Origin of the sequence: Corynebacterium sp. HMSC066C02 (assembly GCF_001814945.1) — a bacterium.
Taxonomy (GTDB): Bacteria; Actinomycetota; Actinomycetes; order Mycobacteriales; family Mycobacteriaceae; genus Corynebacterium; species Corynebacterium aurimucosum.
In genome coordinates, this window is the sequence record NZ_KV818450.1 from 244,030 (window position 1) to 268,105 (window position 24,076).

The 24,076-nt window shown below is 61.5% G+C and carries 19 protein-coding genes; 6 read left to right on the forward strand and 13 right to left on the reverse strand.

Annotated elements, in window-relative coordinates:
* Window positions 1-27: 27 nt before the first annotated feature.
* From HMPREF2996_RS06505 to gabT (HMPREF2996_RS06520), 4 genes are all read right to left on the reverse strand, one after another.
* A complete protein-coding gene (locus HMPREF2996_RS06505; protein ID WP_070446244.1) occupies window positions 28-1,338 on the reverse strand; it encodes a YkvI family membrane protein in 1,311 nt (436 codons plus the stop codon).
* 98 nt (window positions 1,339-1,436) lie between these two features.
* Window positions 1,437-2,417 (reverse strand): alpha/beta hydrolase, encoded by a 981-nt coding sequence (locus HMPREF2996_RS06510; RefSeq protein ID WP_070719597.1) that lies wholly within the window; start codon window positions 2,415-2,417, stop codon window positions 1,437-1,439.
* Window positions 2,418-2,430: 13 nt separating this feature from the next.
* Complete coding sequence (locus HMPREF2996_RS06515; protein ID WP_070446241.1) at window positions 2,431-3,879, reverse strand: flavin-containing monooxygenase; 1,449 nt, start codon at window positions 3,877-3,879, stop codon at window positions 2,431-2,433.
* Between the two features lie 36 nt (window positions 3,880-3,915).
* Window positions 3,916-5,241 carry a 4-aminobutyrate--2-oxoglutarate transaminase gene (gene gabT / locus HMPREF2996_RS06520; RefSeq protein WP_070644200.1) on the reverse strand — a complete coding sequence of 442 codons (1,326 nt, stop codon included), beginning with the start codon at window positions 5,239-5,241 and terminating at the stop codon, window positions 3,916-3,918.
* A 112-nt stretch (window positions 5,242-5,353) separates the two neighbouring features.
* Between gabT (HMPREF2996_RS06520) and HMPREF2996_RS06525 the strand changes: the two genes are divergently transcribed.
* Window positions 5,354-6,880, forward strand: a complete 1,527-nt coding sequence (locus HMPREF2996_RS06525) for a helix-turn-helix domain-containing protein (protein ID WP_246822996.1) — start codon at window positions 5,354-5,356, stop codon at window positions 6,878-6,880.
* A gap of 15 nt (window positions 6,881-6,895) precedes the next feature.
* Here HMPREF2996_RS06525 and HMPREF2996_RS06530 read toward each other — a convergent pair whose 3' ends face one another.
* Complete coding sequence (locus tag HMPREF2996_RS06530; RefSeq protein ID WP_070730628.1) at window positions 6,896-8,341, reverse strand: PucR family transcriptional regulator; 1,446 nt, start codon at window positions 8,339-8,341, stop codon at window positions 6,896-6,898.
* A 117-nt stretch (window positions 8,342-8,458) separates the two neighbouring features.
* On the opposite strand from HMPREF2996_RS06530, the gene gabT (HMPREF2996_RS06535) reads away from it, so the two are divergent.
* The gene (gene gabT, locus HMPREF2996_RS06535; RefSeq protein ID WP_070730630.1) at window positions 8,459-9,787 is read left to right on the forward strand and encodes a 4-aminobutyrate--2-oxoglutarate transaminase; all 1,329 of its coding nucleotides are present in this window, start codon (window positions 8,459-8,461) and stop codon (window positions 9,785-9,787) included.
* Window positions 9,788-9,858: 71 nt separating this feature from the next.
* Entirely contained in the window at window positions 9,859-11,088 is a 1,230-nt protein-coding gene (locus tag HMPREF2996_RS06540) for an aromatic amino acid transport family protein (protein WP_070719600.1), read from the forward strand.
* A 194-nt stretch (window positions 11,089-11,282) separates the two neighbouring features.
* On the opposite strand, the gene HMPREF2996_RS06545 is transcribed toward HMPREF2996_RS06540, so the two are convergent.
* The 5 genes from HMPREF2996_RS06545 to HMPREF2996_RS06565 form a co-directional block, all read right to left on the reverse strand.
* Window positions 11,283-12,056, reverse strand: coding sequence for a nuclear transport factor 2 family protein (locus tag HMPREF2996_RS06545; protein ID WP_070719601.1), 774 nt, complete (start codon window positions 12,054-12,056; stop codon window positions 11,283-11,285).
* Window positions 12,057-12,065: 9 nt separating this feature from the next.
* A complete protein-coding gene (locus tag HMPREF2996_RS06550; RefSeq protein ID WP_070730632.1) occupies window positions 12,066-13,442 on the reverse strand; it encodes an NAD-dependent succinate-semialdehyde dehydrogenase in 1,377 nt (458 codons plus the stop codon).
* A gap of 148 nt (window positions 13,443-13,590) precedes the next feature.
* The gene (locus tag HMPREF2996_RS06555) at window positions 13,591-14,631 is read right to left on the reverse strand and encodes a histidinol-phosphate transaminase (RefSeq protein ID WP_070730634.1); all 1,041 of its coding nucleotides are present in this window, start codon (window positions 14,629-14,631) and stop codon (window positions 13,591-13,593) included.
* Window positions 14,632-14,644: 13 nt separating this feature from the next.
* A complete protein-coding gene (locus HMPREF2996_RS06560) occupies window positions 14,645-15,982 on the reverse strand; it encodes an aromatic amino acid transport family protein (RefSeq protein ID WP_070730636.1) in 1,338 nt (445 codons plus the stop codon).
* 12 nt (window positions 15,983-15,994) lie between these two features.
* A complete protein-coding gene (locus HMPREF2996_RS06565) occupies window positions 15,995-17,641 on the reverse strand; it encodes a thiamine pyrophosphate-dependent enzyme (RefSeq protein ID WP_070730638.1) in 1,647 nt (548 codons plus the stop codon).
* A 129-nt stretch (window positions 17,642-17,770) separates the two neighbouring features.
* Here HMPREF2996_RS06565 and HMPREF2996_RS06570 point away from each other — a divergent pair, with 129 nt between their 5' ends.
* Together HMPREF2996_RS06570 and HMPREF2996_RS06575 are read left to right on the forward strand one after the other, a co-directional pair.
* On the forward strand, window positions 17,771-18,652 hold the full coding sequence (locus HMPREF2996_RS06570; RefSeq protein ID WP_246821758.1) for a LysR family transcriptional regulator: 882 nt from the start codon (window positions 17,771-17,773) through the stop codon (window positions 18,650-18,652).
* A gap of 181 nt (window positions 18,653-18,833) precedes the next feature.
* Window positions 18,834-19,784 carry a type IV toxin-antitoxin system AbiEi family antitoxin domain-containing protein gene (locus tag HMPREF2996_RS06575; RefSeq protein WP_070644155.1) on the forward strand — a complete coding sequence of 317 codons (951 nt, stop codon included), beginning with the start codon at window positions 18,834-18,836 and terminating at the stop codon, window positions 19,782-19,784.
* A 101-nt stretch (window positions 19,785-19,885) separates the two neighbouring features.
* Here HMPREF2996_RS06575 and HMPREF2996_RS06580 read toward each other — a convergent pair whose 3' ends face one another.
* The 3 genes from HMPREF2996_RS06580 to HMPREF2996_RS06590 all read right to left on the reverse strand — a co-directional run bounded on the left by HMPREF2996_RS06580 (window position 19,886) and on the right by HMPREF2996_RS06590 (window position 23,081).
* The gene (locus tag HMPREF2996_RS06580) at window positions 19,886-20,608 is read right to left on the reverse strand and encodes a sulfite exporter TauE/SafE family protein (protein WP_070711172.1); all 723 of its coding nucleotides are present in this window, start codon (window positions 20,606-20,608) and stop codon (window positions 19,886-19,888) included.
* A gap of 24 nt (window positions 20,609-20,632) precedes the next feature.
* On the reverse strand, window positions 20,633-21,337 hold the full coding sequence (locus HMPREF2996_RS06585; RefSeq protein WP_070446201.1) for a TIGR03089 family protein: 705 nt from the start codon (window positions 21,335-21,337) through the stop codon (window positions 20,633-20,635).
* A gap of 91 nt (window positions 21,338-21,428) precedes the next feature.
* Window positions 21,429-23,081 carry an LCP family protein gene (locus HMPREF2996_RS06590; RefSeq protein ID WP_210398900.1) on the reverse strand — a complete coding sequence of 551 codons (1,653 nt, stop codon included), beginning with the start codon at window positions 23,079-23,081 and terminating at the stop codon, window positions 21,429-21,431.
* A gap of 89 nt (window positions 23,082-23,170) precedes the next feature.
* Between HMPREF2996_RS06590 and HMPREF2996_RS06595 the strand changes: the two genes are divergently transcribed.
* Window positions 23,171-24,046: a glycosyltransferase family 2 protein gene (locus HMPREF2996_RS06595; protein WP_070730693.1), complete on the forward strand. Its 876-nt coding sequence runs from the start codon at window positions 23,171-23,173 to the stop codon at window positions 24,044-24,046.
* Window positions 24,047-24,076 lie beyond the last annotated feature (30 nt).

Sequence of the window (24,076 nt, forward strand, 5' to 3'; positions counted from 1 at the left end):
AGAGAGTGAGAGGGGGAGGGGAGAGAACTACACCTTCTTCTTGCTGCGTGGGATGGGCTTGCCGGTGATGAGCGCGTGGAGCTTGCCATCGCCAATCTGCATGTCCTCCGGGAGATCCGCGGAATCAACTTCCGTCATGATTTCCTTGATGAAGTCAGACTCCGGGATGGAGGAGTTGCGAGCAATGGCCACGAGTTCACGCATCTCCTCATCGGAGAGGTGGTTGTCATTCTCAAAGCGCTTCTTGAGGAGCTCGCGTGCGCGGCGGCGCAGGTCTGCCTCGGACTGCAGTTCCCCGCGGTTCTTCAGCCAGGCGAAGCCGATGATGAACATGATGGCGATGCCCATGTAGCCCAGAATCGGGTAAACCCAGCCGATGAGGTTGGAGAAGCCGATGAAGGAGAGCACGAAGCCGATGAGCACGGAGATGACATAGACCTTGTAGAAGTGCTGCGGCTTGCCGCGGGTGAGGCGCTTGGCAAAGGCATAGAACATGCCGATGGAGGTGTTATAAATCATGCCGTAAATAGCAACGGACATGGCGACACCAAGCCACGGGTGAATCTGCTCAATCATGGCCAGCGTTGGCATCTCAGCCTCGGTGATCGGGCCCACGGAGACGTAGAGGCCACCGACGAGGACCGCCAGCAGGAACAGGAAGCACAGGCCGCCGAGGATGCCGCCGTAGCCCACTTCCTTAGCATCGAGGAAGTTACCGCCAATAACGATCATCATGGAGACCACGACGATGACGTTAAGACCCAGGTTATTGATAGAGGAGACCCACCAGTTCGGCAGCGTCGTCGGCAGCTGCTGTGCCTGCTCGTTGAGGTGCGACCAATCGGGGTTGGACGTGAGCACGGTATAGACCGTGCCGATGGTGAGCAGGACGATGATGAACGGGGTGATAGCGCCGATGGCGATGGTTACCTTGTCCACGTCAAGCAGGCCAGTTAGCAGGGTGAGCACGAGCATGAGGACCGCGCCGATCCATACTGGCCAGCCCCACTGCTGGTTAAGGTTGGCGCCGGCACCGGCGAACATGGCGAAGCCGATGCAAAAGAGACAGGTCAGCGTGGCGAAGTCGAGGACCTTCGACACAATGGGGGTGGACACCGCGTTGAAGACGGAGGTGTGCTCCTTGGCACGGTGATAAGAACCTAGTTGGAGAATAGTGATACCGGAGATGGTCATGGCCAGTGCAGCAACGATGGCACCGACGATGCCCATGTTGCCGAAGGCAACGAAGTATTGAAGGGCCTCGCGGCCGGAAGCGAAGGAGGCACCCGCGAGTACGCCGATGAAGGCCATCGCGATGCCGAATGAGCGTTTAAGCATGGTGAACCTAACTTTAGGTGGACAGAAATAGCTACTTATGCAAACGGGGCAGGCTGCCTTTGAAGGTGCCTGCCCCGTGCGTGATGGAGCGGAAGCTTCTAGTTCGCTGCCGCCTTGATGAACTCGGCGACGACTGCGAGCTCTTCCTCGCCGCGGTCAATGACACCGGCGGAGGTGAACAGCCCGTGGTGGTAGCCCAGAAGGTGCTTGTGCGTGACGTCGACGCCCGCCTTCGCCAGCTTGCCGGCGTACTCGATGCCCTCGTCCGCGAGCGGATCGTTATCCACCGTGATCACGAGTGACGGGGGCAGGCCCTCCGGTAGCTCTTCTAGCAACAGCGGGGAGAGATCCGTTGCCGTGCGCTGTGCCTCCTCCGTGACGAAGGTATCGATGAACCAGCGCATGGTGTCCGATGCCAGCGGGAAGCCCTCCTCCAAGCGCTTGTAGGAGGCACCGTTCTCGGTTCGCTCGCGGGAGCAATCCGTGATGGGGTAGAGCAGGATTTGGGAGCTGAGCTTGGCGACGTCTTCTTCGCTCACAAACTCGTTCGCCAGGGTGGCGGCGAGCTGGCCGCCGGCCGAGTCACCCGCTACCGCGATGGAGGTCACGGTCAGGCCGTGCTCGGCCTCAGGGTTGGACAACCAGCGGTAGGCAGCGCGGCAATCGTCGATAGCCGCCGGGTAGGTGTGCTCCGGGGCAAGGCGATAGTCCACCGCAACGACCGGGAGACCGGTCAGCACCGCGATACGGCGTACCGAGGAGTGGTGGGTCTCCAGGTTGCCCATGAGCCAGCCGCCGCCGTGCATGTAGAGCACCGCTGGGGTCTCCTGGCCGCGCTCCGCCTCCGGGCGGGGGTCGTAGAGGCGAACTTGGAACTGGTCAACCTGGAAATCCGTGGTCGCGGGTTCCTTCTCCTCGTGGAGCGGGTTGGCGTGGGCCGAGGCTACGTAGTTCTCACGCACCTGCGGGATGGGGAAGTTATGGAAGGACTTCGCCCCACCATCGCGGAAAGGTTTCAGCGCCTTCCACGCATCCTCAGCGACGGGACGCCCGGAAAAATCGTCGTGCAGAGTGTGCATTGTGAACTACCTCCTAGACCAGCTCGTAGTCGTTGAGCTCGAGCTTGTCGGTCAGCTCGTAGTACTCAGCGACGTTGCCGGACCAGTTGTTGATGACGCGGCCTTCTTCGTTCTTGTACCAGGAGGAGCAGTCAGCGGAGAACGCAGATGCCTCGAGCTCCTTCTGGATCTTGGTGTTGAACTCGTCGATGACGTTCTTCTTCACGTCGAGGGCTGCCTCCGGGTTCTCGCGCAGGTAAGCAACGGCCTGGGAGATGTAGCGATCCTGTGCCTCGAGCATGGCCACCACGGAGTGGTGGTTGAGGTTGGTGTTCGGGCCATAGAGCATGAAGAAGTTCGGGAAGCCGTCCACGGTCATGCCCAGGTAAGCCTCCGGGGAGTTACCCCAGCGCTCGCGCAGGTCGACGCCATCGCGGCCAGCAATCGGCAAATCACCCTGGAACTCCTGGGAGTGGAAGCCGGTGGCGTAGATGACCACGTCAAAGTCGTGCTCTGCTCCGTCATCGGTGCGGATGCCGGTCTCGGTGAACTTCTCGATGCCAGCGGTGATGAGCTCTACGTTGTCACGGTTGAAGGTGGGGTAGAAGTCATCGGAGCGCAGAATACGCTTGCAGCCGAAGGCGAAGGTCGGGGTGAGCTTCTCCACCAGCTCCGGGTCGTTGACCTGGGAGCGCAGGTGCTCCATGGCCTGCTCGACACCCTCAGCAGCGGAATCGGTGCCCTTGCGGGTGCGGTCGAAGCCCTCCTCGCGGACCTCGTGGATCTCCTGGCGGATAGCGCGGTAGGAATCCGGGTTCTCCTGGAACTCCTTAAGTTCCTCATCGGTGAAGATGACCTGGTTGCGCGGCAGGATGTAGTTAGCGGAGCGCTGGAACACGGAGAGCTTCTCCGCCACCTTTGCTACCTCCGGGACCAGCTGAACTGCAGAAGCAGCGTTGCCGATGACGGCGACCTTCTTGCCGGCCAGGTCAACGTCGTGGTTCCACTCGGCGGAGTGGAACTGCACGCCCTGGAATGCCTCGCGGTTCGGGAAGTTCGGAACCTTCGGCTTGGAGAGCTGGCCCCACGCACCGACGAAGACGCGGCCGTAGTAGGTCTCACCGTTGGCCTCGATCTCCCAGGCCTTGAGGTCTTCCTTCCACTCGGCGTTGGTGATGCGGTGGTTGAACTTGATGTGGTCGTAGAGGTTGAACTCCTCAGCAAGAGCCTTGAGGTAGCCCTGCATTTCGTCCTGACCGGCGAACATGCGGGAGACGCCAAGGTTGAGGAAGTAGGAGTAGCAGTAGATCAGAGCCTGGGTATCGCAGGCAGCACCCGGGTAGGTGTTGTCGCGCCACACGCCGCCGACCTCATCGGCAGCCTCGAGGATGAGGAAGTCTTTCTGCTCGTCGCGGACCAGCTGGGCGCCCATGCCCAGTCCGCCGTAGCCGGTGCCGAGGATGATGCAATCGTAGATCTTCATAGTGGTGTGTCTCCTTTTAGACGGTGGTGGTGTGGATTAGTTTGCGCGGATGGCTTCGGCCAGGACCTGGAGGCCGTCGCGCAGGGTGGACTCATTGATGACCAGCGGGGGCAGGAGGCGGATGACGTTGCCGTCGAGGCCGCAGGTGAGGATGAGCACGCCCTGCTCGCGGCAGGTCTTGGCTACCTTGGCGGTGAGGTCAGCGTTCGGCTGGTTGTTGTCGTCTACCAGCTCGATGGCGATCATGGCGCCGCGGCCGCGGACCTCGGCGACGGTGGTGAGCTCGAGCAGCGGCTCCAGCTCCTCGCGGGTGATGGCCTCGATCTCGCGGGCGCGGGAAGCCAGATCCAGCTCCTCCATCTCCTCGAAAGCTGCCAGGGAAGCAGCACAGGCCACCGGGTTACCGGCGTAGGTGCCACCCAGGGAGCCCGGGTCCGGGGCATCCATGATCTCGGCGCGGCCGGTCACAGCGGACAGCGGCATGCCGCCGCCCACGCCCTTGGCGGTGGTGATGAGGTCCGGGATGATGCCCTCATCGTCGCAGGCGAACCAGGATCCAGTGCGGCAGATACCGGCCTGAATTTCATCGGCGATGAAGACAACGCCGTTGTCGGTGCACCATTCCTGCAGTGCCGGGAGGAAGCCCTTGGCAGGCTCGACGAAGCCACCCTCGCCCTGCACCGGCTCGATGATGACGGCAGCCAGTTCTTCGGTGCCGACGTACTGCTCGATGTAGCGCAGGGTGCGCGCTGCAGCCTGCTTGCCGTCGAGGCCGTCGCGCAGCGGGTAGGACATCGGCGCGCGGTAGATATCAGCGGCCAGGGTGCCAAAGCCTTGCTTGTAGGGCTTGTTCTTGGCGGTCATGGTCATGGTGAGGTTGGTGCGGCCGTGGAAGGCGCCGTCGAAGACCACAACGCGGTTCTTGCCGGTGTAGCGGCGAGCGATCTTGATGGCGTTCTCCACTGCCTCAGCACCGGTGGAGAAGAGGCAGGTCTTCTTCTCGTGGGTGCCCGGGGTCAGCTCATTGAGCTTCTTGCAGACATCAACGAAGCCCTGGTACGGAGCATTGAGGAAGCAGGTGTGGGTGAGGTGGCTGGCGGCCTCGGCCACGGCCTTGGCAACGCGCTGGTTGGAGGCGCCGACGGAGGTCACGGCGATGCCGGATGCGAAGTCGACGATGGTGTTGCCGTCGACGTCGACAAGCACGCCACCATCACCGTCGGTGATGTAGGAGGGGTAGCCCGGGATGACGCCAGCAGCGACGTCTGCTTCACGGGCGGCATTCAGCTCCTGGCTGCGAGGGCCAGGGATTGCGGTGGAGACATTCCGCTCCTGGGGGAGGCGGTGCTTGAGATCCTGCATGCTGTCTGCTCCTTAATACTCGGAATTTTTTTATGACGTGGGTCATTCTTATGGCTAAACTTCAGAAGGGCCATAGACAATCTGGTGAAAGAATGGTGAGAATTTGTCCACAATGGATACGGGGGTAGCGGTCGGGCTGGAAGAGGGGAGCGTTTCCCTGAGATGGTTGGCTAATCAGCCTGATTTGGGGATAGAAATTCTGCACGATTGTGGGCGCCCTTTTTCCGTAATACACCCGTGTGAGCTGCGCGATCCCCGCGAGTTTGTGGGGTCTGAGGTGGTTATCCTGCTTACCGGCATGGCCTTTGAAGGGAAGCCGGAAGAGCTGGCGGAGTACATCCACAGGGTGGCCGAAGGCGGGGTAACGGGGGTGGGCTTCGGCGTTGGGATTGCCTTTGCCGAGGTTCCGCCCTCCATGGTGGAGGCCGCCCGGGAATGCGATATTTCGCTCTTCACGGTGGCGCGGCGTGTTCCCTTCGTTTCGGTACTCGCGCGTCTCCACGACGAGCTTCAGCGTCAGCGTGAGGAAGGCCTGGAACTCTTCATTGCGCAGCAGGGTGCGCTGAACGACGCCGCCATCGCCGGCCTCGATGCCCTCGTGGATAAGACCGGACGCCTGTTGGGAGCGCACTGCTGCCTCGTGGATAAGGACGGACGGGTCTTCGCGCAGTCGAGTCACCCCGGCCTGCCCCCAGTGGAGTGGGGCCCGGTAATTACCGATACCCGCGCGCAGAACTTCTACGCCGCACGCCGCGTCGGCGGGTGGAACGTCTTGGCCCAGCGCTTGGCCGACCACGGTGCGCGCTCCTTCGGGCTGCTGGCGGTGGCGCGTGAGAGTTTCGGTGTGAACGAGCGCGCACTGCTCAAACAGGCTGCAGGTCTCGCGGAACTCACCGTGAAGCGCCCGCAGGAGCTGCGGCGCACCCAAAACGAACTCAACTCCATGGCCATGGCCATTCAGTTGGGCATGGACCAGCCGGAAGATCCCATGCGCCGCATCTTCCACATGGTGGGCGATGCGCAGGGTCGGGTACGTCCGGTCTTAGTGAAGTCGGAAGGCGAGCGCGCCCACCAGCGCTTCCTCCACGCCTTGGACGCTCGCCTGCAGGAGCACGGGCGCTTGCTTTTCGAGTACGCGCTGGATAACTCCTCCAGCCTCCTGCTCTTTAGGGGGAGTCGTTCGATGAAGAACTTGCAAGACTTGTTGCGTGATATTCGGGGAAGCAAGCGCATCGTCGTGGGGCAACCCATGCCATGGGGCGAGCTGGGAGTAGGAGTTGTCCGTGAATTGGAATCCTTCGCCTTTGGGCTGCAGCCAGGAATGTTGGCGGGACCAGAATCGCGGACGCTGAGCTGGACCAGGGATCCCAGGGTCAAGGGTGCGGTGCACAATCGCGCCGAAGAAACCTGGGGCAAGGTGCGCGCGTACGACGCGGAGCACGGCACCGAATTGGCGGAAACCTTGGAGGTTTATTTGCGCGCGGGTGGGCACGTGAGCCGCACCGCTGAGGAGCTGCAATCGCATCGGCATACCGTTCGCAAGCGCATCGCGGACTTGGAGGATCTTCTCGAAGTCGACCTCAAGGATCCTCTCGTGGCGGCGGAGCTGCTCATCCTCGGGGTCAGCGTTCCGAACTGAGTCCTCAATGGTCAGTTAAGAATCAATACTGAGTAAGAGGAGTTCTGCGCGGGTGACGGGGTTAGCCAAGTCCACGCCACAAAGTTGCTCCACTTTATCCAACCGAGCGCGCACGGTGTGCCGGTGAACCCCAAGCTCCGCGGCGGCAGTGGCTAGGTTGGCGTTGCCCACGAGGAAGGCGCGCAAAGTGGCGAGCAACTCCGTATTGTGCTGAACATCGTGTTCGGCTAGGCGGCTGACCGTCGCCGCGCGCCGGGCAGTGAGGGCCTCGGGTACTCCGGGCTCTGACAGCCAGGTAGGGGCAGCCGAATCGAAGGTGGCCACAGCGCCGAGCGGCAGGCTGCGCGCGTGGCTCTGGAGAGAGGACAAGAGCGCCGGTGTCAACGCCTGCCATTGGATGCGCTGCAGGATGGATGTGCGGAGGTAGCGAGTGTGTTTCCCGCTTAAACCTGGGTGTGCGGTGCCCGGGGGAAGCGCGATAAGGGCCGAATCGTGTTCCGGGCGGATGAGGTTGAGAGGCTCGGCTTTTCCGATCTCGCTCAAAGCCCGCGCGAGGCGGGAGGGGGAAGCTGCCGTGAGAAACAGGACATCGATGAGATCATGGCTATCGGCCATATGAAAAGCCGCCTGCAGGGCGGGGGAGTCAACGCCGGCCAGTTGGGTATCAAGCGCCAACGCTCCGAGGATCGTGTGCGCAGTGGTGTCGGGATGATCTAAGAGCAGGCTGGCCAGGCCGGTGAGGTGTCGGATGAGCGCGCGGGAGTAGGAATCGAATTTCTCTGCACGCGTTACCGCGATGGCCCAGCGTCGTCCCGCTGATCCGAAGATGCTGGTGATGGTGGCGCCTGTGCTTGTCGACGTCCCCGTTCCCCGCCCCGTCTGCTCCGCGGCTTCCACCGCGGCGTCGGCCGCACTGATCCGGCCGCGATCGCTGCGGCTGACCACCGCTCCGGAGAAACTGGCTACTGCTACCGCGGCGCCGAGTTCCTTGCCTGCCTGTGCGATGAGTGCGTCGATGCTCGTGGCTGCCGCCTGGTTGAGGCGTTCCTGCTGGCGGTGGAGTGCAAAGTGCGCGTTGTTGTCCAAGCGGGCCTGTTCCTGAGCCACGGCTGTGGTGATGGATACGAAGCGGGTGGCGCGTGGGACCTCAAAAAGGGTGAGATTGTGCTGGGAGCAGGCGCGGATAAGTTCTGTGGGGACCTCACTGAAGGCCAGCCCGGTACCGAAGCCGATGCCCTGCACGCCGGCCGTGGCCAGAGCCGCGCCATAGCGCTCAAACCCCTCCGGTTCTTCCTGAAAAGCAAGCCCCAGGGTGAGCATGAGCGCGCCGGGGGAGGTGAACTCGCTGGGGTCCGCGAGCTCGGAGGCGTGGATAGTGTTGAACGTAGCGCTATCGGTGACGATGTTTCGCAGGTTCAACGAGCGCTGGTTGAGCAGCCAGCGAAAGGTTATCTCACGCATGGTAGACAGGGTACACAGCTATGGATAGAAAATTTATACACCCTGTCCATAGTGGTTCCAGGGTGGTAGGGGCCACACTAAGTGGCATCCTATTCATCCGAACACAAAAGGAAGACCATGCAGGAACTTCAGTACCACATTGAGCAGTCCCGTCACCTGGGCCAGCAGGTCCCGGGCCCGAAGAGCGCCGCCTTGGATGAGCGTCGCAAGAACGCCCTCCCCGCGGGCATGGCGCCCTCGCTTCCGGGCTACGTGGTGGATGCCGATGGCGGCATTCTCGCCGACGCCGACGGCAACCGCTTCATCGACCTTGCCTCCGGCATCGCCGTGACCTCCGCTGGTGCCTCGAACCCGGCCGTCGTGGCCGCGGTGCAGGATGCTGTTGCACACTTCACCCACACCTCCTTCACCATTTCCCCGTACGAGTCCTACGTCGCCGTGGCGGAAAAGCTCAACGAGGTCACCCCGGGTGATCACCCGAAGAAGACCGCGCTGTTCAACTCCGGTGCAGAGGCCGTGGAGAACGCAGTGAAGATTGCCCGTAACTACACCGGCAAGCGCGGTGTCGTGGTCATGGACCGTGCCTTCCACGGCCGCACCAACTTGACCATGGCGATGACGGCCAAGCAGTCGCCCTACAAGAATGGCTTCGGCCCCTTCGCCCCGGAGATCTACCGCGCGCCGATGTCCTACCCACTGCGTGACGGCCTGAGCGGCGCCGAGGCAGCCCAGAAGACCATCACCATGATTGAGCAGGAAGTTGGTGCAGCCAACCTAGCCTGCGTTGTTGCTGAGCCGATTCAGGGCGAGGGCGGCTTCGTCGTCCCAGCCGAGGGCTACCTCGCAGCAATCCAGAAATGGTGCAACGAGAACGATGTGGTCTTCATCGTCGACGAGATCCAGGCAGGCATGATGCGCACCGGTACGTGGTTCGCCTCTGACCATGAGGGAATCGTGCCGGACATGGTGACCATTGCGAAGGGCATTGCTTCCGGCATGCCGCTGTCTGCGGTAACTGGCCGTGCAGAAATTATGGATGCCCCGCAGCCAGGTGGCCTGGGCGGCACCTACACCGGCAACCCGGTGGCCTGTGCTGCTGCGCTGGCAACCTTCAAGGAATTCGAAGAGAAGGACTTCGGCGCGCGTGCTCAGAACCTAGAGAAGGTTGCCCGTGAGGAGCTGGAGCCCATCCTGGGCGATGAGCGCGTGGCCGAATTCCGCGGCCGCGGCGCGATGCTCGCCCTCGAATTCGTCACCGCTGAGGGTGAGCCGGACTCCGAGCTGGTGCACAAGATTGCCGACGCCGCCAAGGCCGAAGGCGTCCTGCTGCTGACCTGCGGCCTCGACCACAACGTCATCCGTTTCCTACCTTCCCTGGCTATTCCGGAAGATCTGTGGCGTGAAGCGCTGCAGGTCGTCGTGAAGCAGTTCAACGAATACAAGTAGTTCCTTGTTGCTCACCTGGATCTTTCCGGGTGAGCTCCTGTTTTATTAGTCCTTAGTTATCGGAGAAGTCTTTGTCCAACAACATTTCCGTGCCGCAGAGGGATGAGTCCACGGCGGAATTCAAACCCGCGCTGTCCTTCGTGCAGGGCATCGCCCTTATTTTTGGCACCAACATCGGTGCTGGAGTCCTTTCCATTCCTTATGCCGCTCGCAACGGAGGATTCCTCGCACTCGTTATCGCCTTGCTCGTGGCCGGTACGCTGACGACCATTTCTATGCTGTACGTGGCGGAGTCTGCCATGCGCACCAAGGCGCCGCTACAGGTTTCCGGATTGGCGGAACATTACCTGGGGCAATGGGGCCGGTGGTTGGTTTTCGTGGCCATCATCGTCAACGGCATCGGCGCGCTCATTGCTTATGCCGCTGGTTCGGGCGACCTGATCAACAATATTTTCGGGTTGTCGCCGCTCCTCGGCACGCTGATCTTCTTTGGGTTCGGTTCCTGGGTGATGTACCGCGGGCTGCACACCACGGGTAAGACTGAAGGAGCCATCACCGCAGGCATGGCCATCATCATCGCTGTCCTGTGCGGATGGACGATCCTAGGCCCGGGAATCAAGATTGAGAACCTTTTGGTTCTTCACCCGTTCTTCATCGTCCCGATTCTGAACCTGGCGGTGTTTTCTTTCTTGGCGCAGTACGTGGTTCCGGAGCTGGTGCAAGGCATGGACCCGGCTAAACCGCAGCAGACCGCGCGGGCAATCGTTATGGGCATGGTCATCACGGGCTTTACCCTGGCGTTGGTTCCTTTTGCTGCCCTTGGTCTGCTCGGCATGGAGGTCACCGAAGTAGTAACCATCGCGTGGGGCGAGGCCCTTGGCCCGGTGGCCTACTACATGGCCAATATCTTTGCCCTGGCGGCTATGTTGACCTCGTTCCTGGCGATTGGTTTTACCACCATGCGCAACGTCTTGGACATCTTCCACTGGGAAGGCGTGAAGGGACAGCGCATCGTGGCAGTAGCACTGACGGTTGTTCCGCCATTGGTGATTTCCATTGCTGGTCTCGGCGGCTTCGTTGCGGCGTTGTCCTATGCTGGTGGTTTCGCGGGCGCCATCATGTCCGTCATTCCGGTGATGCTGTTGCACGCTTCCCGAAAGAAGGGCGACCGCGACCCAGGCTGGAACGTGGGCGGACTCGCACACCCGGTAATCCAGGGCACCATCATCGTGGTCTACGTCTTGGCCTTCATCTACTCGATCATTTCCATCTTTGGGCTGGTGCCGGCAGGCTGGGCGTAGCACCGGCTTTTAGACGCGACACCCGCCTACTTGCCAAAGTTCTGGCCAGATCTTGAGGCTGGGGCGACAACTTTGGCAGATCGGGCAGTTGTGGCTCAGACCTAGTTGCAGATCGTGCCGAAAAGACGGAAAGGCTGGGCAGCTCCAGGAATTTGGAGCGGCCCAGCCTTTCGGCGTGCGGCCTAGGCTATGGCCTAGAAGATGCCGTGGTCATGAAGTGCCTCGTCATCGGAGGGGACCTCAGAGATGGCATCCCACATCTCAACGAGCTTGCCGTCCTCGACGCGCCACAGCTCGCAATAGGAATGGCGCGCACCAGCGATGCTGCCTTCGGAATGGGTTAGAACGAACTGTCCTTGTGCAACCGTGCGGTGGATGCGCTCATACTCCAGCCCCTCGCCGTCTTCCTTCAGCTTGGTGAGGAAATCGACGCAGTTCTGGGCACCATCGGCGATATCAGGGGAGTGCTGGGCAAACTGATCATCGCGGGTGTTGTCGATGAAGCCGGAGTAATCAGCGCCGATGAGCGAGCGGGTGAAGAACTCGATGACGAACTCTCGGTTCTGCTCGGTGAGGCTCTCATCTCCGATCTCGGTAGCGCCATCGAGCTGCGTGCGGCCGCTTGCGTTCGGTTCTGCTAGGGGAACGAGGTTGTCCCAGTGCTCGACAATCTTGTCGCCCTCGACGCGGTAGATATCGAAACCGACGAAGGGCTCATCCTCGATGCCGTCGAAGCGGCCATGCAAAGCGACGAGGCCGTTGGCTTCATCGGCAATCACCCGGGCGTTGGTGTACTTCAGGCCCTCTCCCAGATCCGCGACAAACTTCTTGAGCCCTTCTGCATCATCAGCGATGAGGGGAGAGTGCTCCACGAAGTTGTCGGCGAAGTGCTTGTCCAGGACGGAGGTCTCGTGGCCATCGAAAAGCGCAGTGTGAACCTCGAGGACAAAGTTTCCTAGTGACGTCATGGAATCTCCTTAGTTGGCCACGAAGTAAGTGCGCTTGTTGACGAATTCATCCATGCCGTAGGGGCCCAGCTCGCGACCGTAACCGGAGTTCTTCACACCACCGAAGGGGACCTCGGCGCCCTCGGCCGCGTAGGTGTTGACGTTGGACATGCCGACCTCTAGGCGCTGGGCAATCTTCTCGGCGCGCTCGACGTCCTTGGAGAAGACGCAACCGCCCAGGCCGTACTGGGTGTCGTTGGCCAGCTCGAGGGCCTCTTCGTCGCTGCTGACCTTGAACACGGTGGCCACGGGGCCGAAGAGCTCTTCGTAGTAGACATCAGAGCCAACCGGAACATCGGTCAGTACGGCGGGGCTGAAGTAGGAGGACTTCTCATCCACGAGCTCGCCGCCGACGTGCAGGGTGGCGCCGGCCGCCACAGTGCGGTCGATCTGATCCTTGAGGTTTTCTGCCGCGCTGCGCGAAGACAATGGGGTGTAGACGGTCTCGGAAGCCTCCTGCGGGGTACCCGGCTTCATGGCCTTTGCGAGCTCGACCAGCTCTGCGACGAACTCGTCGTAGATATCCTCCATCACGATCAGGCGCTTGTTGGAGTTGCATGCCTGGCCGGTGTTGTACATGCGGGTCTCCCACGCATCCTTGGCTGCCTGCTTGACGTCATCGGTGTCGAGGATGACGTACGGGTCGGAGCCACCGAGCTCGAGTACCGCCTTCTTGAGGTTCTTCGCAGCCAGAGAGCCCACCGCAGCACCAGCGCGCTCGGACCCGGTGAGGGACACACCGCGCAGCTCCTTGTGCTCGATGATCTTCTCTGCCTGATCGTGGGTAGCGAAGATGTTGGTGTAGACGCCCTTGGGTACGCCGGCGTCATCCATGATCTTCTGGATGGCAAGCGCGGAGCGTGGGCAGATGGTGGCGTGCTTCAAGACGATGGTGTTGCCCAGCATCAGGTTCGGGGCAGCGAAGCGCGCAACCTGGTAGTAGGGGAAGTTCCACGGCATGATGCCAAGCAGAACACCGATGGGAAGGCGCTGAATGTAGCCCTTGCCGTCCATTTCGACGGGGATTTCCTCGTCGGCGGCGAACTTCGGGCCGTTGTCGGCATAGTAGCCAAAGATGGCGCCGCTGAACTCAGCCTCCTCAAGGCCCTCGGAGACCGGCTTGCCCATTTCGGTAGCGATGATCTCTGCGAGCTCATCCTTGCGCTCTTCGAAGAGCTCGGCAACGCGCGTGACTACCTTGGCGCGCTCCTCGATCGGGGTCTCGCGCCAGCTGAGGAATGCCTCGTGCGCGGAGTCGACAGCGGCCAGGACCTCCTGGTCAGTGGCGTGGTCAAAAGTCTCGAGAACCTCACCGGTAGCGGGGTTTTCTACGCGAAATCCGGACATTGCTTCATCCTCCAATGATTGAAGTGTGTATGGGTTGCGCCCCATTATGGGGCTGAATGTGATTTATTGCAAGGTGTTTGCGTTTTATACCATATATCTCAGTATGGGCTTATGGGGTACTTGGGCTGAGGGGGTGAAAGGAGGCCACCTAGCCCCGCCAAGGCTGAATCCCTGCGCGGCGCCAGGCCTCCAAGAACTGGGTGGTCTCGGCTTCGTCTGTAATGGACACGCGCACGCCCTCATCGAGGTAGCGGCGGATGACCACGCCTTCATCAAGCATCTTCGTTTCCACCTCTTCGGCATCTGGGCGCGGCAGCCAGACGAAGTTGCCGTAGGACTTCTCGGCTCCCAGCTCTGTGCAGACGCGGTCGCGTTGTGCTTTGGTGATCTCGACGGCGTCGTCAAGCTCGTCGTGGCGCTTGAGCACCTCCACCGCGGCAGTTTCTGCCATGGCGGTCACCGTCAGCGGTAGGGAGAGTAGCCGCAGCGCGTTGATGATTTCCGGTCCTGCCACCGCGTAGCCCACGCGCATGCCGGCCAAACCCCACGCCTTGGAGAAGGTGCGCACGCCGAGCAGATTGGGGTAGCGCTGGTATTCCTCCACCGAATCCGGGGTATCGGGGGCGTCGTTGTACTCCCAATAGGCCTCATCGAGCAGTACGACGACGTCTTGGGGCACCCGTTCCATGAAAGCGCGGAATTCACCGCGCGTGATGACGGTGCCCGTCGGGTTATTGGGATTGCACAGGATGATGAGCTTGGTCTTGTCTGTCAGTGCATCGAGCACTGCTTCCAGATCGACGCGGTAATCCTCCGTGAGCGGGACCAGAATTGGCTCCGCTCCGGCCATACGCACGTAGAGGGGGTAGGCCTCGAAGCTGCGCCAGGGCACGATGACCTCATCACCGGTGTGGCACGACGCCAAGATGGTGGCCTGCAGGATGGGTGTGGAACCCGCAGAGACGAAGATATTATCCGCCGGAACATCTAGGTAATTGCACAAGGCGTTGGTGAGCTCCAAGCTGCCGGGCTGCTGGTAGCGGTTGGTGGTGCGGGCGGCGTCGGCAACCGCGGCGATGATGTCCTCCGCGGGAGGGAAGGGGACCTCGTTGGAGGAGAGCTTGAGCGCGTTGGGGAAGTCCTTGCCCACCTTGTACTCGGGGAAGCTCGAGAGATCACTACGAAGCATAATCACGTCCTTTCTAAATCATGTCCCAAATGGTCACGGCCATAATCAGCAGGCCCATGCCGAAGACGAAGTAGTTCCACGGGTCATTGCGGAATTGCTTGTATACGTCCAACTTCTTGAACATGTACACCGGAACCAGGTAAACGATGAACGCCACGAAGACGCCGGAGACCACGGAAATCATCGAAATAATGGAGGGGTTAAAGATGGCAACTAGCGTGGTGCACACGAAGACGATGACATAGATGATGTTGAGCAGCGTGCGGTGCGAGACCTTTTCCGCCAGCTGTGGCGCGGCGTTCTTCAGCAGGTATTCCGTTCCCTCTTCGGTACCGAGCATGTGGCCGAAGTAGGAGGAAACGATGGCGCAGATGACCACGATGGGGGCCATGTAGGCCATGAACGGAGTGCCCGTGACGTTAGCGAAGTAGGAGAGCACCGGAATATTTTGCTCGAGTGCCTCATTCATGCCGTCGGCGCCAAGTGCGAGGACGCAGGACCACACGAAGAACATGGTGAAGACGACGAGCAGGATGGCGGTGTAGAACTCCGTGCGGGAGACGCGCTTCTCGGTCTTCTCGCCGTACTGCGGCTGCATGTCGATGGCAAACTGCGAAAGCGCCGCCATGTGGGAGAAGGAGAAGACCAGCACCGGAAGGATGAGGAAGATGCCCTTGAGTATCTGGCCCCAGCCATCGGCACCATCGTCGAAATGGATGAAGCTGTGCAGGTCCCAGCGCGGAATGAGGTAGATGGAGGTGATTGCCAGTGCGATGATGAGCGGGTAGACCAGCACTTGGGCCAGCCAAATCATGGGTTTGCGGCCGATGGCGAAACCGCCGGTCATGATTCCGACGCAGATGGTGGCGAGTAGCCAGCGGTCGATGGAGGGCCCGCCAAGCTGGTTGACGATGAAACTATCCACCGCGTTGGTAATGGAGACACCGTAGATCAGGACGGTGGAAAAGACCGTGATCCAGTACAGCACCGCGAAGCCAATTCCTTGGCCTTTGCCCAGGTACTGCGAAACCAGCTCGAGGATGTCCTTGCCATGGTCCTCCTTGGGCGCGCCCGCAACGATGCGTGCATAGGTGCGGTGTGAAAAGTACACCAGCGGAAGGATGAAGACCGTAGCGAAGACGAGCGGCCAGAAACCGAAACCGCCCGCATTGAGCGGAAGGAAGAGGATGCCCGCACCCACCGCGGTGCCGAAGAGCGTAATGATCCACGATGCGGTGGAGGCGGCGGGGCGCTGCTTGGCAGCGTCCCCCTCGCCCACAATGTGCACGCCCTCCTTCAGATCAGTGGTGGGCGGCGTGGATGGTGTTGGTGGAGTATTGGCAGAGCTCATGGTGAGCCTCCTCTATTCGATGGGCAGGGAGTGGTCCTGGTCGGTGATGACGTTGATGAGCGCCGGTACGCCGTCCTCGGTGATGGCGCGCAAGGCCCGGGCTACAGCCTCTTGTGCCTGCGAGTCATCGGTGACGAGCTCGCCATGCGCGCCGAAGCCGCGGGCGACGGCCGCGAAATCCGGGTTTATAAGCTGCGTGCCGGAGACGCGAGCAGGGAAGTGTTTCTTCTGGTGATCGCGGATGGTTCCGAACTCGCCATTGGACATGACGATGATGAGGAAGGGCGCGCCGTACTGCAGCGCGGTGGCCAGCTCTTGGCCGTTCATGAGGTATTCGCCGTCGCCAGCAATGGTGACCACAGTGCGCTCCGGGAACTGCAGTTTGGTGGCTACCGCGGCCGGGATGGAGTAGCCCATCGACCCGTTGCGCACGCTGAACTGGGAGGGGTAGACCTGCGAGCGCAGGAACTGCTGGGCCCAGATGCAGTGGTTGCCGGCGCCGAAGGTGTAGATGGGATCCTGCGGCAGCTGCTCGTGGAGTGCTGCGAGGATGGCCTCCATGTGGGCGGTGCCGTCTTTTCCGGGGCGGTAGTTCGCTGGCTCGGGGAGGGTGGCGAAGTCGAGGTGGTTCGCGTGCGCGGTATCAAACCACTCGCCGCGCTTGTCCGTGCCCTCGACGTTTAGGCGGTCCAGCGTGTTAGCGAAGGCCACGGGGCTTGCCACGATGTGTTCTAGCAGCGCCACCGAGTGCCCGCGCAGGCTGGTATCAGGATTGATCGCGATGTTGCGTGCCTGCGGAGACTGGCGCAGGGTGTAGCCGTCGGTGGGGACGTCACCCAGCACAGCTCCTACCTCGATGACCAGGGAGGCGTCCTCGAGTAGCTGCGCTGCGCGCGGATCACGGCCATATCCGAGCCAGCCGGCGTTGGCGGGGGAGTCGAAAGGCACGCGGTCAGCGGCGCGGAAGTCTTGAATGATCGGGATGCGGTGCTCTTCGGCGAAGCGAGTGATCTTCTCTGCGGCCTCCGGGGTCCAGCGCGGACCGCCGGCAAAAATGAGTGGACGCTCTGCGTGGCTCAGCTCGCGGGAGAGGAGGTCCAGGTGATCGTCGGAAAGCGCGCCCTCCGATACCGGGATGGGTGGGTGGATGCTGCCGGTGAACTCCTGGTGGAGAACATCCTCCGGCAGGCCCACGATGACGGGACCGGGGCGACCCTGCTGGGCTTGGAAGAATGCCTCGGCCACAACGCGGGAGGCGCGCGATGGATCGTCGAGGACAAAGACCTGCTTGGCCTGGGTGCCGAACCAGGCCTTAGGGTCGAATTCCTGGAAGGACTCGCGGTCGCGGTCGGCGGTGGGGATGAGGCCCACGAAGAGGACGAGCGGGGTGGCGTCCTGCCAAGCGGTGTGGATACCCACGTAGGCGTTGGCCGCCCCGGGGCCGCGGGTGACCATGGCGACGCCCGGCTGGCCGGTGGCTTTGCCGTGGGCTTCAGCCATGTAGGTGGCACCGCCTTCGTGCCGGGTGACGATGGCCTTCACAGGGGAATCGTAGAGGCCGTCGAGCACGGGAAGGAAGCTTTCGCCGGGCACGAGGAATGCGCGGGTGACGTTGTGCGCGGCGAGGGATTCGGCAATGGCGGCGCCGACGTGTGACATGGAAACCTCCCTGAAGTAGTTGTGTTGGTGGTCTCATTATTCTTTGGTGATGTCATGTTGTCTAATGTCTAAAAAGCTGGAAAGCCAAACCCTCAGGGCATGGTTGGTGGTAAAAGTAGGGAAATGGACATGGTGAAGGCCAAATATTTCCTTGCGGTTGTGGATTCCGGCACGGTGACTGCTGCTGCGGAACGCCTTGGAATAACTCAGCCGGCGCTGAGTCGGCAGCTTAGGCGCTTTGAGAAAGAACTGGACCTGGAGCTCTTCGTGCGGGCTGGTTCCTCGCTAGCGCTCAGCGATGCGGCGCATGCCCTCATCCCGACTTGCCGCCGCCTCCTCGCGGAATCCGCGCGCGCCGGGCAGGCGGTGGAGGCACTTCGGGCGGGCAGTGTCCCGGCGTTGCGTGTGGCGGCTACGCCAACGACGATTTCGACGCTACTTGCCCCTTTTATTGAGGCCGCTGGCTCAACTATCCCTCTGCTCACCACGACCCCGGTCACGCACTATGACGTTTTCGACGCGCTGGAAGGCGCCGCCGACGTGGTGATTGCTACCATTCCGCCAGGCAATGACGTGGCCTCGCTGGCTTTGGGCACGATTCCGGTGCGTGCCTGGGTGCCGCCGACGCATCCCTTAGCACTGGAGTGTGCGGGTTCGACCAGCGTGGAGGTTAAACGGTTATTGCAGGAAAATGTGGCGCTGCCCTCGCGGCGAAGTGTGTCTCGCGGGGTGGTGGATTCCTTCGTGGGCACGGCTGGCTACGCCTTAGGCTCGCACGTGGAGTGCGATGATACGGCAACGTTATGCGCCTTGGCGCGTGCTGGGCGAGCCGTAGCGCTCATGACGGAGCTGCAACCAGTGCGGCTGGTGGGCTTCGACGTGGTCGATGGTGAGCGCGCTCTGGCAGGGGTACCGCTGGTCGCGGCCTGGTCCCCGGGACACTATGCGGGGGAAGAGATTGCGCAGATTGCCCAACGGTTCCGCAGTTTTATTGAGGGGTCGCTTCGCTAGGGCGTTTTCTTGGCGCTGGGCGCTTCGCGCGCCTAGTTTCGCAGTCGACAAAACTGCCCCAGTTGCCAAAGATCTGGCCAGATCTTGAGGCGGAGACAATAACTTTGGCGAGTAGGGCGGTTGCGCAGCACACAGCGGCGTGCCGTGTTACCTTGGAGCCTAACTTTCCGGGGGGAATGACATGAAACATGGCATTGTGTGCGGCCTATCTAAAGGTGCGCTTGCAACTCGCGTGCGCCGAGGAGAGATTACGCGACTTGCCAAGGGGCTTTATGTCTGGGGCAGGCCCGAGCCATTAGAACTATTAAAGCTATTACAGGAGCACAGGCCATTCCTTAAGGCGACAGGAACAACGGCTGCCCAGGTGCTTCTTGGCGAGACCGTGACTTTTCCACTGCGGCTCGCCAGTGTGGAGAGAATGCCGACATCAACCTTTTATGTGCACTCGCGGGTGAGCGTCGAGAGTTTCGTTACCTCGTCTGGGATCCGGGTCCTTAATCCTCTTGTCGCCATGAAATCTGTTAGTCCTGAACTGGGGATTCGCGTGTTTGAGTCCATCTACTCCTCGAAGGCCGGACGCGCCCGACTGGATAGTCACCGCGAAGCACTCAATGTCACCCCTGTTGCAAGCCAACGAATGCTAGAGCAGGCCGCGTTGTTCACGGATTCTGGTGCGGAGGTGAAAGTAGCCAAGGGGCTGAAAAGGCGTGGGCTCAAGGTCGAGTGCAACGTTGTTATCGGCCACTACACCTGGGACATCGTGCTCCCAGAGCTCAAAGTTGCGGTAGAAATCAACGGGATGAAATTCCATTCCCAGCAAGAGTCATGGTTGCGGGACCATTGGAAGAACAATGAGGGCGCACTGATTGGGTGGCTAACGCTGCGCTATACAGGTCATTGCGTGGCGCATCATCTGGACTATGTCATTGACCAGATAGCTAATGCCAGGAATCCGGACTTTGAGAAGCGTTACTTCAAGTTCATCGGTTTCTGGCACGAGGGAGTGTTGCCGCCCAAGCCGAAACCGTGGGAATACAGCGAGCACTTGGGGTATGTGCCGCCTGTGCCGCCGGAACCACCCGACTATCCAGAACCGCCCGACTTCCCGGAGCCACCCGACTGCCCTAGGTGACGAAGTTATTGCCAGATCTTGAGTCAGAGGCGAAAACTTTGGCAGGACGGGCAGTGTGGGGCATGTTCCTGGCAGTTGTGCCCGGCAGCATACGGCTGACGCTAGGCAGCAACCAGCCCCTCAACGATGAGCGCCAGGGCCGCGCTGATAGCCACGACGAGGACGATGCGGTTGAGCACCTTGGCGTTGATGAAACGGTTGAGGTAGCTGGCGGCGATGAGGCCCACGATGGCTACCGGCAGGTAAGCCGCGGCAGCGGTGAGCTGCAGGCTGGTGATTTGCCCGCTTAAGCCCAAGATCGCCAGCGAGATGGTGCAGCCGATGATGAAGGTACCCGACAGGGTGCCGCGTATGCGGGCTGGGTCATAGCCCTTGAGTACCAGCGCCATGGGCGGGCCGCCGATGGAGGTGGATGTTCCCAGGAACCCAGAGGCAACGCCTGCCACCGCAATGTTGGTGGTGGTGCGCTTGGGGGACCAGCCGAGGCTGGACAAAGTCATGGCAAAGATGACCGCGCAGCCGATGAATAGGGAGAGCCCGCGGTGGGAGAGGGAAGCAATGGCCCACGCGCCGAGCAGGGATCCGGGTATTCGCGCGATGGAGGAGATGGCCACGATGTCCCAGGACACCGCCGAGCGCGCTTTGAGCATCGTCGTGGTGGAAATGACGAAGGCCAGCAAGAGAATGAGCGTGGGAACCAGCTCCGGTTTGATCAGCGCCAAGATGGGGGTGGCGATGGTGCCCAGCCCAAATCCGATGGTGCCCTGGCAGATTGTCCCCACGAGGATGAGCACGCCGATAAAGATGTAGAGCCAGCTGAACATTGCTCTACTATCTCATGAAGGCTTTTAGGAGCGGACGGTGACCTTCTCGTTGTCTGCGATTTCCTGCAAACGGTCGGCTGAGCACAGGCCCGCCACGATGACGGCGGAGCCGCCCGCGGCCAGCGGTTCGAGCACTGCACGCTGGAAGGAAGCGGTGTCCGTCCAGCCCTGTGAAAGCACGCGCTCAGCGCCCAAATCCGTGGGGAAAAGCTCCGGCAGTGGGGTCGTGGTGCCATAGAAGTGATCACCATAGAAGCGCACGGTGGGGCCGAAGTCGATGGTGCCCAGCGGCAGCTCGCCGCCGCTTTCGACAACGCCGCGGCCAAAAGGATCCTGCGTGACTAGCACCGTATCGACCAGTGGGGCTGACGCAGAGTCGGCGCCCGCCGCAGCCTTGAGATAGGTCTCCGGGGAGGTGAAAACCACGGCGATATCGTCGGCGTGCGGTTCTGTAGCAACCGCACCATTCTTAATGTCGAAGGGGACTCCGGCGGCGAGCGCCCCAAGCGCAATGACGGCAGCCTGCCAGGACACCGGAAGGTCAATGAGGATGCGAGAATCCGTGTCTGGTTCGAGGTCGAGCTCTTCCAACAGCATGTTGGCAATCTTGGAGGTCCAGTTCTCCAGCGTTTGCGCCGAGAAGTCCATGCGGGTGCCGTCAGTTTCGTTATAAACACTGAGCCGGGGAGCAGAGGCATCGGCGGACAGGAGATGCTGTAGGAGTTCCATGTCCGCCCATCGTAGGTGGCAGGCGCTCAGCCCGCCACGAACGACCGGTGACTAGGCCCTTGAGTCTACTGCGAGTTCACCTCGCAGCAGACTAGTTCACGCAGCGCGGGCCATCGCCGCCAGCGTCGATCTCAGGCGAAACCTCCGCGGTACCGAAATCATCGCCCGGGGTACCAACCTGCTGAGTGTCGCCACCCTGGCTGGGCTCCGCAGCAGCCTCTTCTTCCTGCGCGGAGTCATCCTTCGGGCCGGAGTAATCATCAGTAGCCACCACGATGAAGGTATCCGGCTCGAGCTCTTCGTTGGCCGTGACTGGCAGTCCGCCGAGCTGCTCAGCCAGGGCCCGGGCGCGCTCATCGTTAGCATCCGCGGCCACAATCTGGGACTCGGTATACAGGCCCGACTGCGCATTGGCCGTGCGCTCAACTGTGTAGCCCACGTTCTTCAGCCACGCGCCGATTCCGCCGGCCATTCCGTCGACGTTGCCGGCGTTCAAGACGTGCAGGTTGAGGTTTTCAGCCACGGGCTTCTCGCCGTTGTCGCCGCCCTCGTCCGAGGCGGCATTCTCAGACTTTTCTTCTTCCTCGGCTTCTTCTTGGGACTTGGCCAAATCTTCCATGAAGCGGTGGACCTCTGCGGTATCGATGGTCACCACCGATTCGCCATAGTCACCCACGCCGGTAATTGAGGTCACCGGGATCGTCGTAAAGGTCACGTTGCCGCCGGCCAGCCCGGCCAGCTGGGTGACGAAGCCCATGATGTCCCAACCGTCATCGATGACCACGGAGCGCTCCACGGCATCGGCAATCTTGTTGAGTTTGCCAGGGGAGGTCAGCGTGCCCGAGTCCAGCACCTTCGAGGTCAGCGATGCCATGTAGGCCTGCTGGCGCACGATGCGGTCAAGGTCACCGCGCGGAAGATCATAGCGCTGGCGCACGAAGGAGAGGCCCTCGGAACCCTTCAAGGTTTGGCGCCCGGCCGGGAACTTGGCGCCCGACATCGGATCATCGACGGCGTCGTTGAGGCAGACGTCGACGCCCCCGACGGCGTCGGTAAGCAGCACGAAGCCTAGCAATCCCACTTCTGCGTAGTGATCAACGCTGACATCAGTGAGTTGGTGCACCATCGAAATGAGGCCAGAACGGCCGGCCTCCGTGCTTTCCTTCTCAATCTCCTTGTCCGTATGAGGTGCCTTTTTGCCCGCTGCTTCAGCCTCCGCGTTGTCCTGCTGCAGCTCCTCCATCTTGGCTACCTTGTGTTGCGCAAAGACTGCGTTGATCTTCGTGTTTCCGAAGTCTTCGTCGTGGACATAGGTATCGCGCGGAATGGATACTGCCGTGGCGCGCGAGCCATCGTTGGGAATACGGATCACCATGATGGTGTCCGTGTTTTCTTCACCTTCGTCCACGCCGGCATGCAGGTCTGCCAGCTCCTGTTCGGAAAGCGGATTCCCCTTGGCATCGGTGCGGGAGTCCTTGCCCACGAGCAAGATATCGACCGCGCCATCGAGACTGCTGTCCTTGAAACCACCCTGGTTACCCAGCGCCAGGTTGGAGGCGGAGGAAATATCATTTCCCAGCTTTCCCACGGTGAAGTAGCCCACGCCGGAGAGCACCAGGACGACAGCAGACAGGAACGCGACGACGGCTTTCACCGGCGTCGATCCTCGTTGGGCGGTGGGCGCGGACTGCGAGGGCGCGGCCTGGATATGGCGGGCGGCGCGCGGGGAGTTCGGGGAAGTCACGGGACTAGTTTAGGTGAGCTCGCTGCAAAAACGTGAAGCAGTGTCGCGGGCGCGTGCGCGCACTGGCGTTGGGTACGCTCAAATTTATCGTGAAGAATATACAGAAACCCCTGGCCGTGGTCACCGTGACCTTTTCTCCTGGCCGTTACCTCAGCGATTTCTTGTCCTCGCTGCGCTTGGCGACGTCCCGTCCAACCCTCACCATCCTCGCCGATAACGGCTCGACCGATGGGGTGCCGGAAGCTGCCGCGCGGGAGCACGCGGACGCGGAATTCCTCGATACCGGGGGAAACCTCGGTTATGGCGCCGGAATGAATGCCGGCGCGCGTTTCGCTCGGGCGAAGGGCGTCGATGAAGAGTTCTTTCTCATTGCTAACCCGGACGTGACGTTTAGCGAAGGTTCTCTGGATGAGCTGATCGCGTGTGCGCGCCGCCACCCAGATGCCGCGGCGGTGGGGCCGCGCATCGTGGAGCCGGATGGTAGCAACTATCCCTCTGCTCGCGCGGTGCCGACGTTGCTGACGGGTGTTGGCCATGCGCTCTTTGGCACAATCTGGCCTTCCAATCCGTGGTCGCGCGCCTACCGCGATGATGCCGACATGGACAGCGAGCGCCCGGCCGGCTGGCTATCCGGCTCCTGTCTGTTGGTGCGCTGGGAGGCTTTTGAGCAGATTGGCGGCTTTGATGAGCGTTACTTCATGTATTTGGAGGACGTGGACTTAGGTGACCGCTTTGTCCGCGCCGGCTGGCGCAATATCTTCTGCCCCACGGCGGTGATTACCCACGCCAAGGGCCATTCGACGCAGGCCCATCGCGGCGCGATGCTGCGTGCCCACCATGACTCCGCCTATCGCTTCCAAGCGGATAGGCACCCGTACTGGTACCAAGCGCCACTGCGCGCGGCTTTGTGGCTGGGGTTGCGGGTGCGCGGGCTGGTTTTAAGCGCGTGCCGCGACGGCTCCTAGGGCTGGGGCGCTTATACACTAACGGTGGCT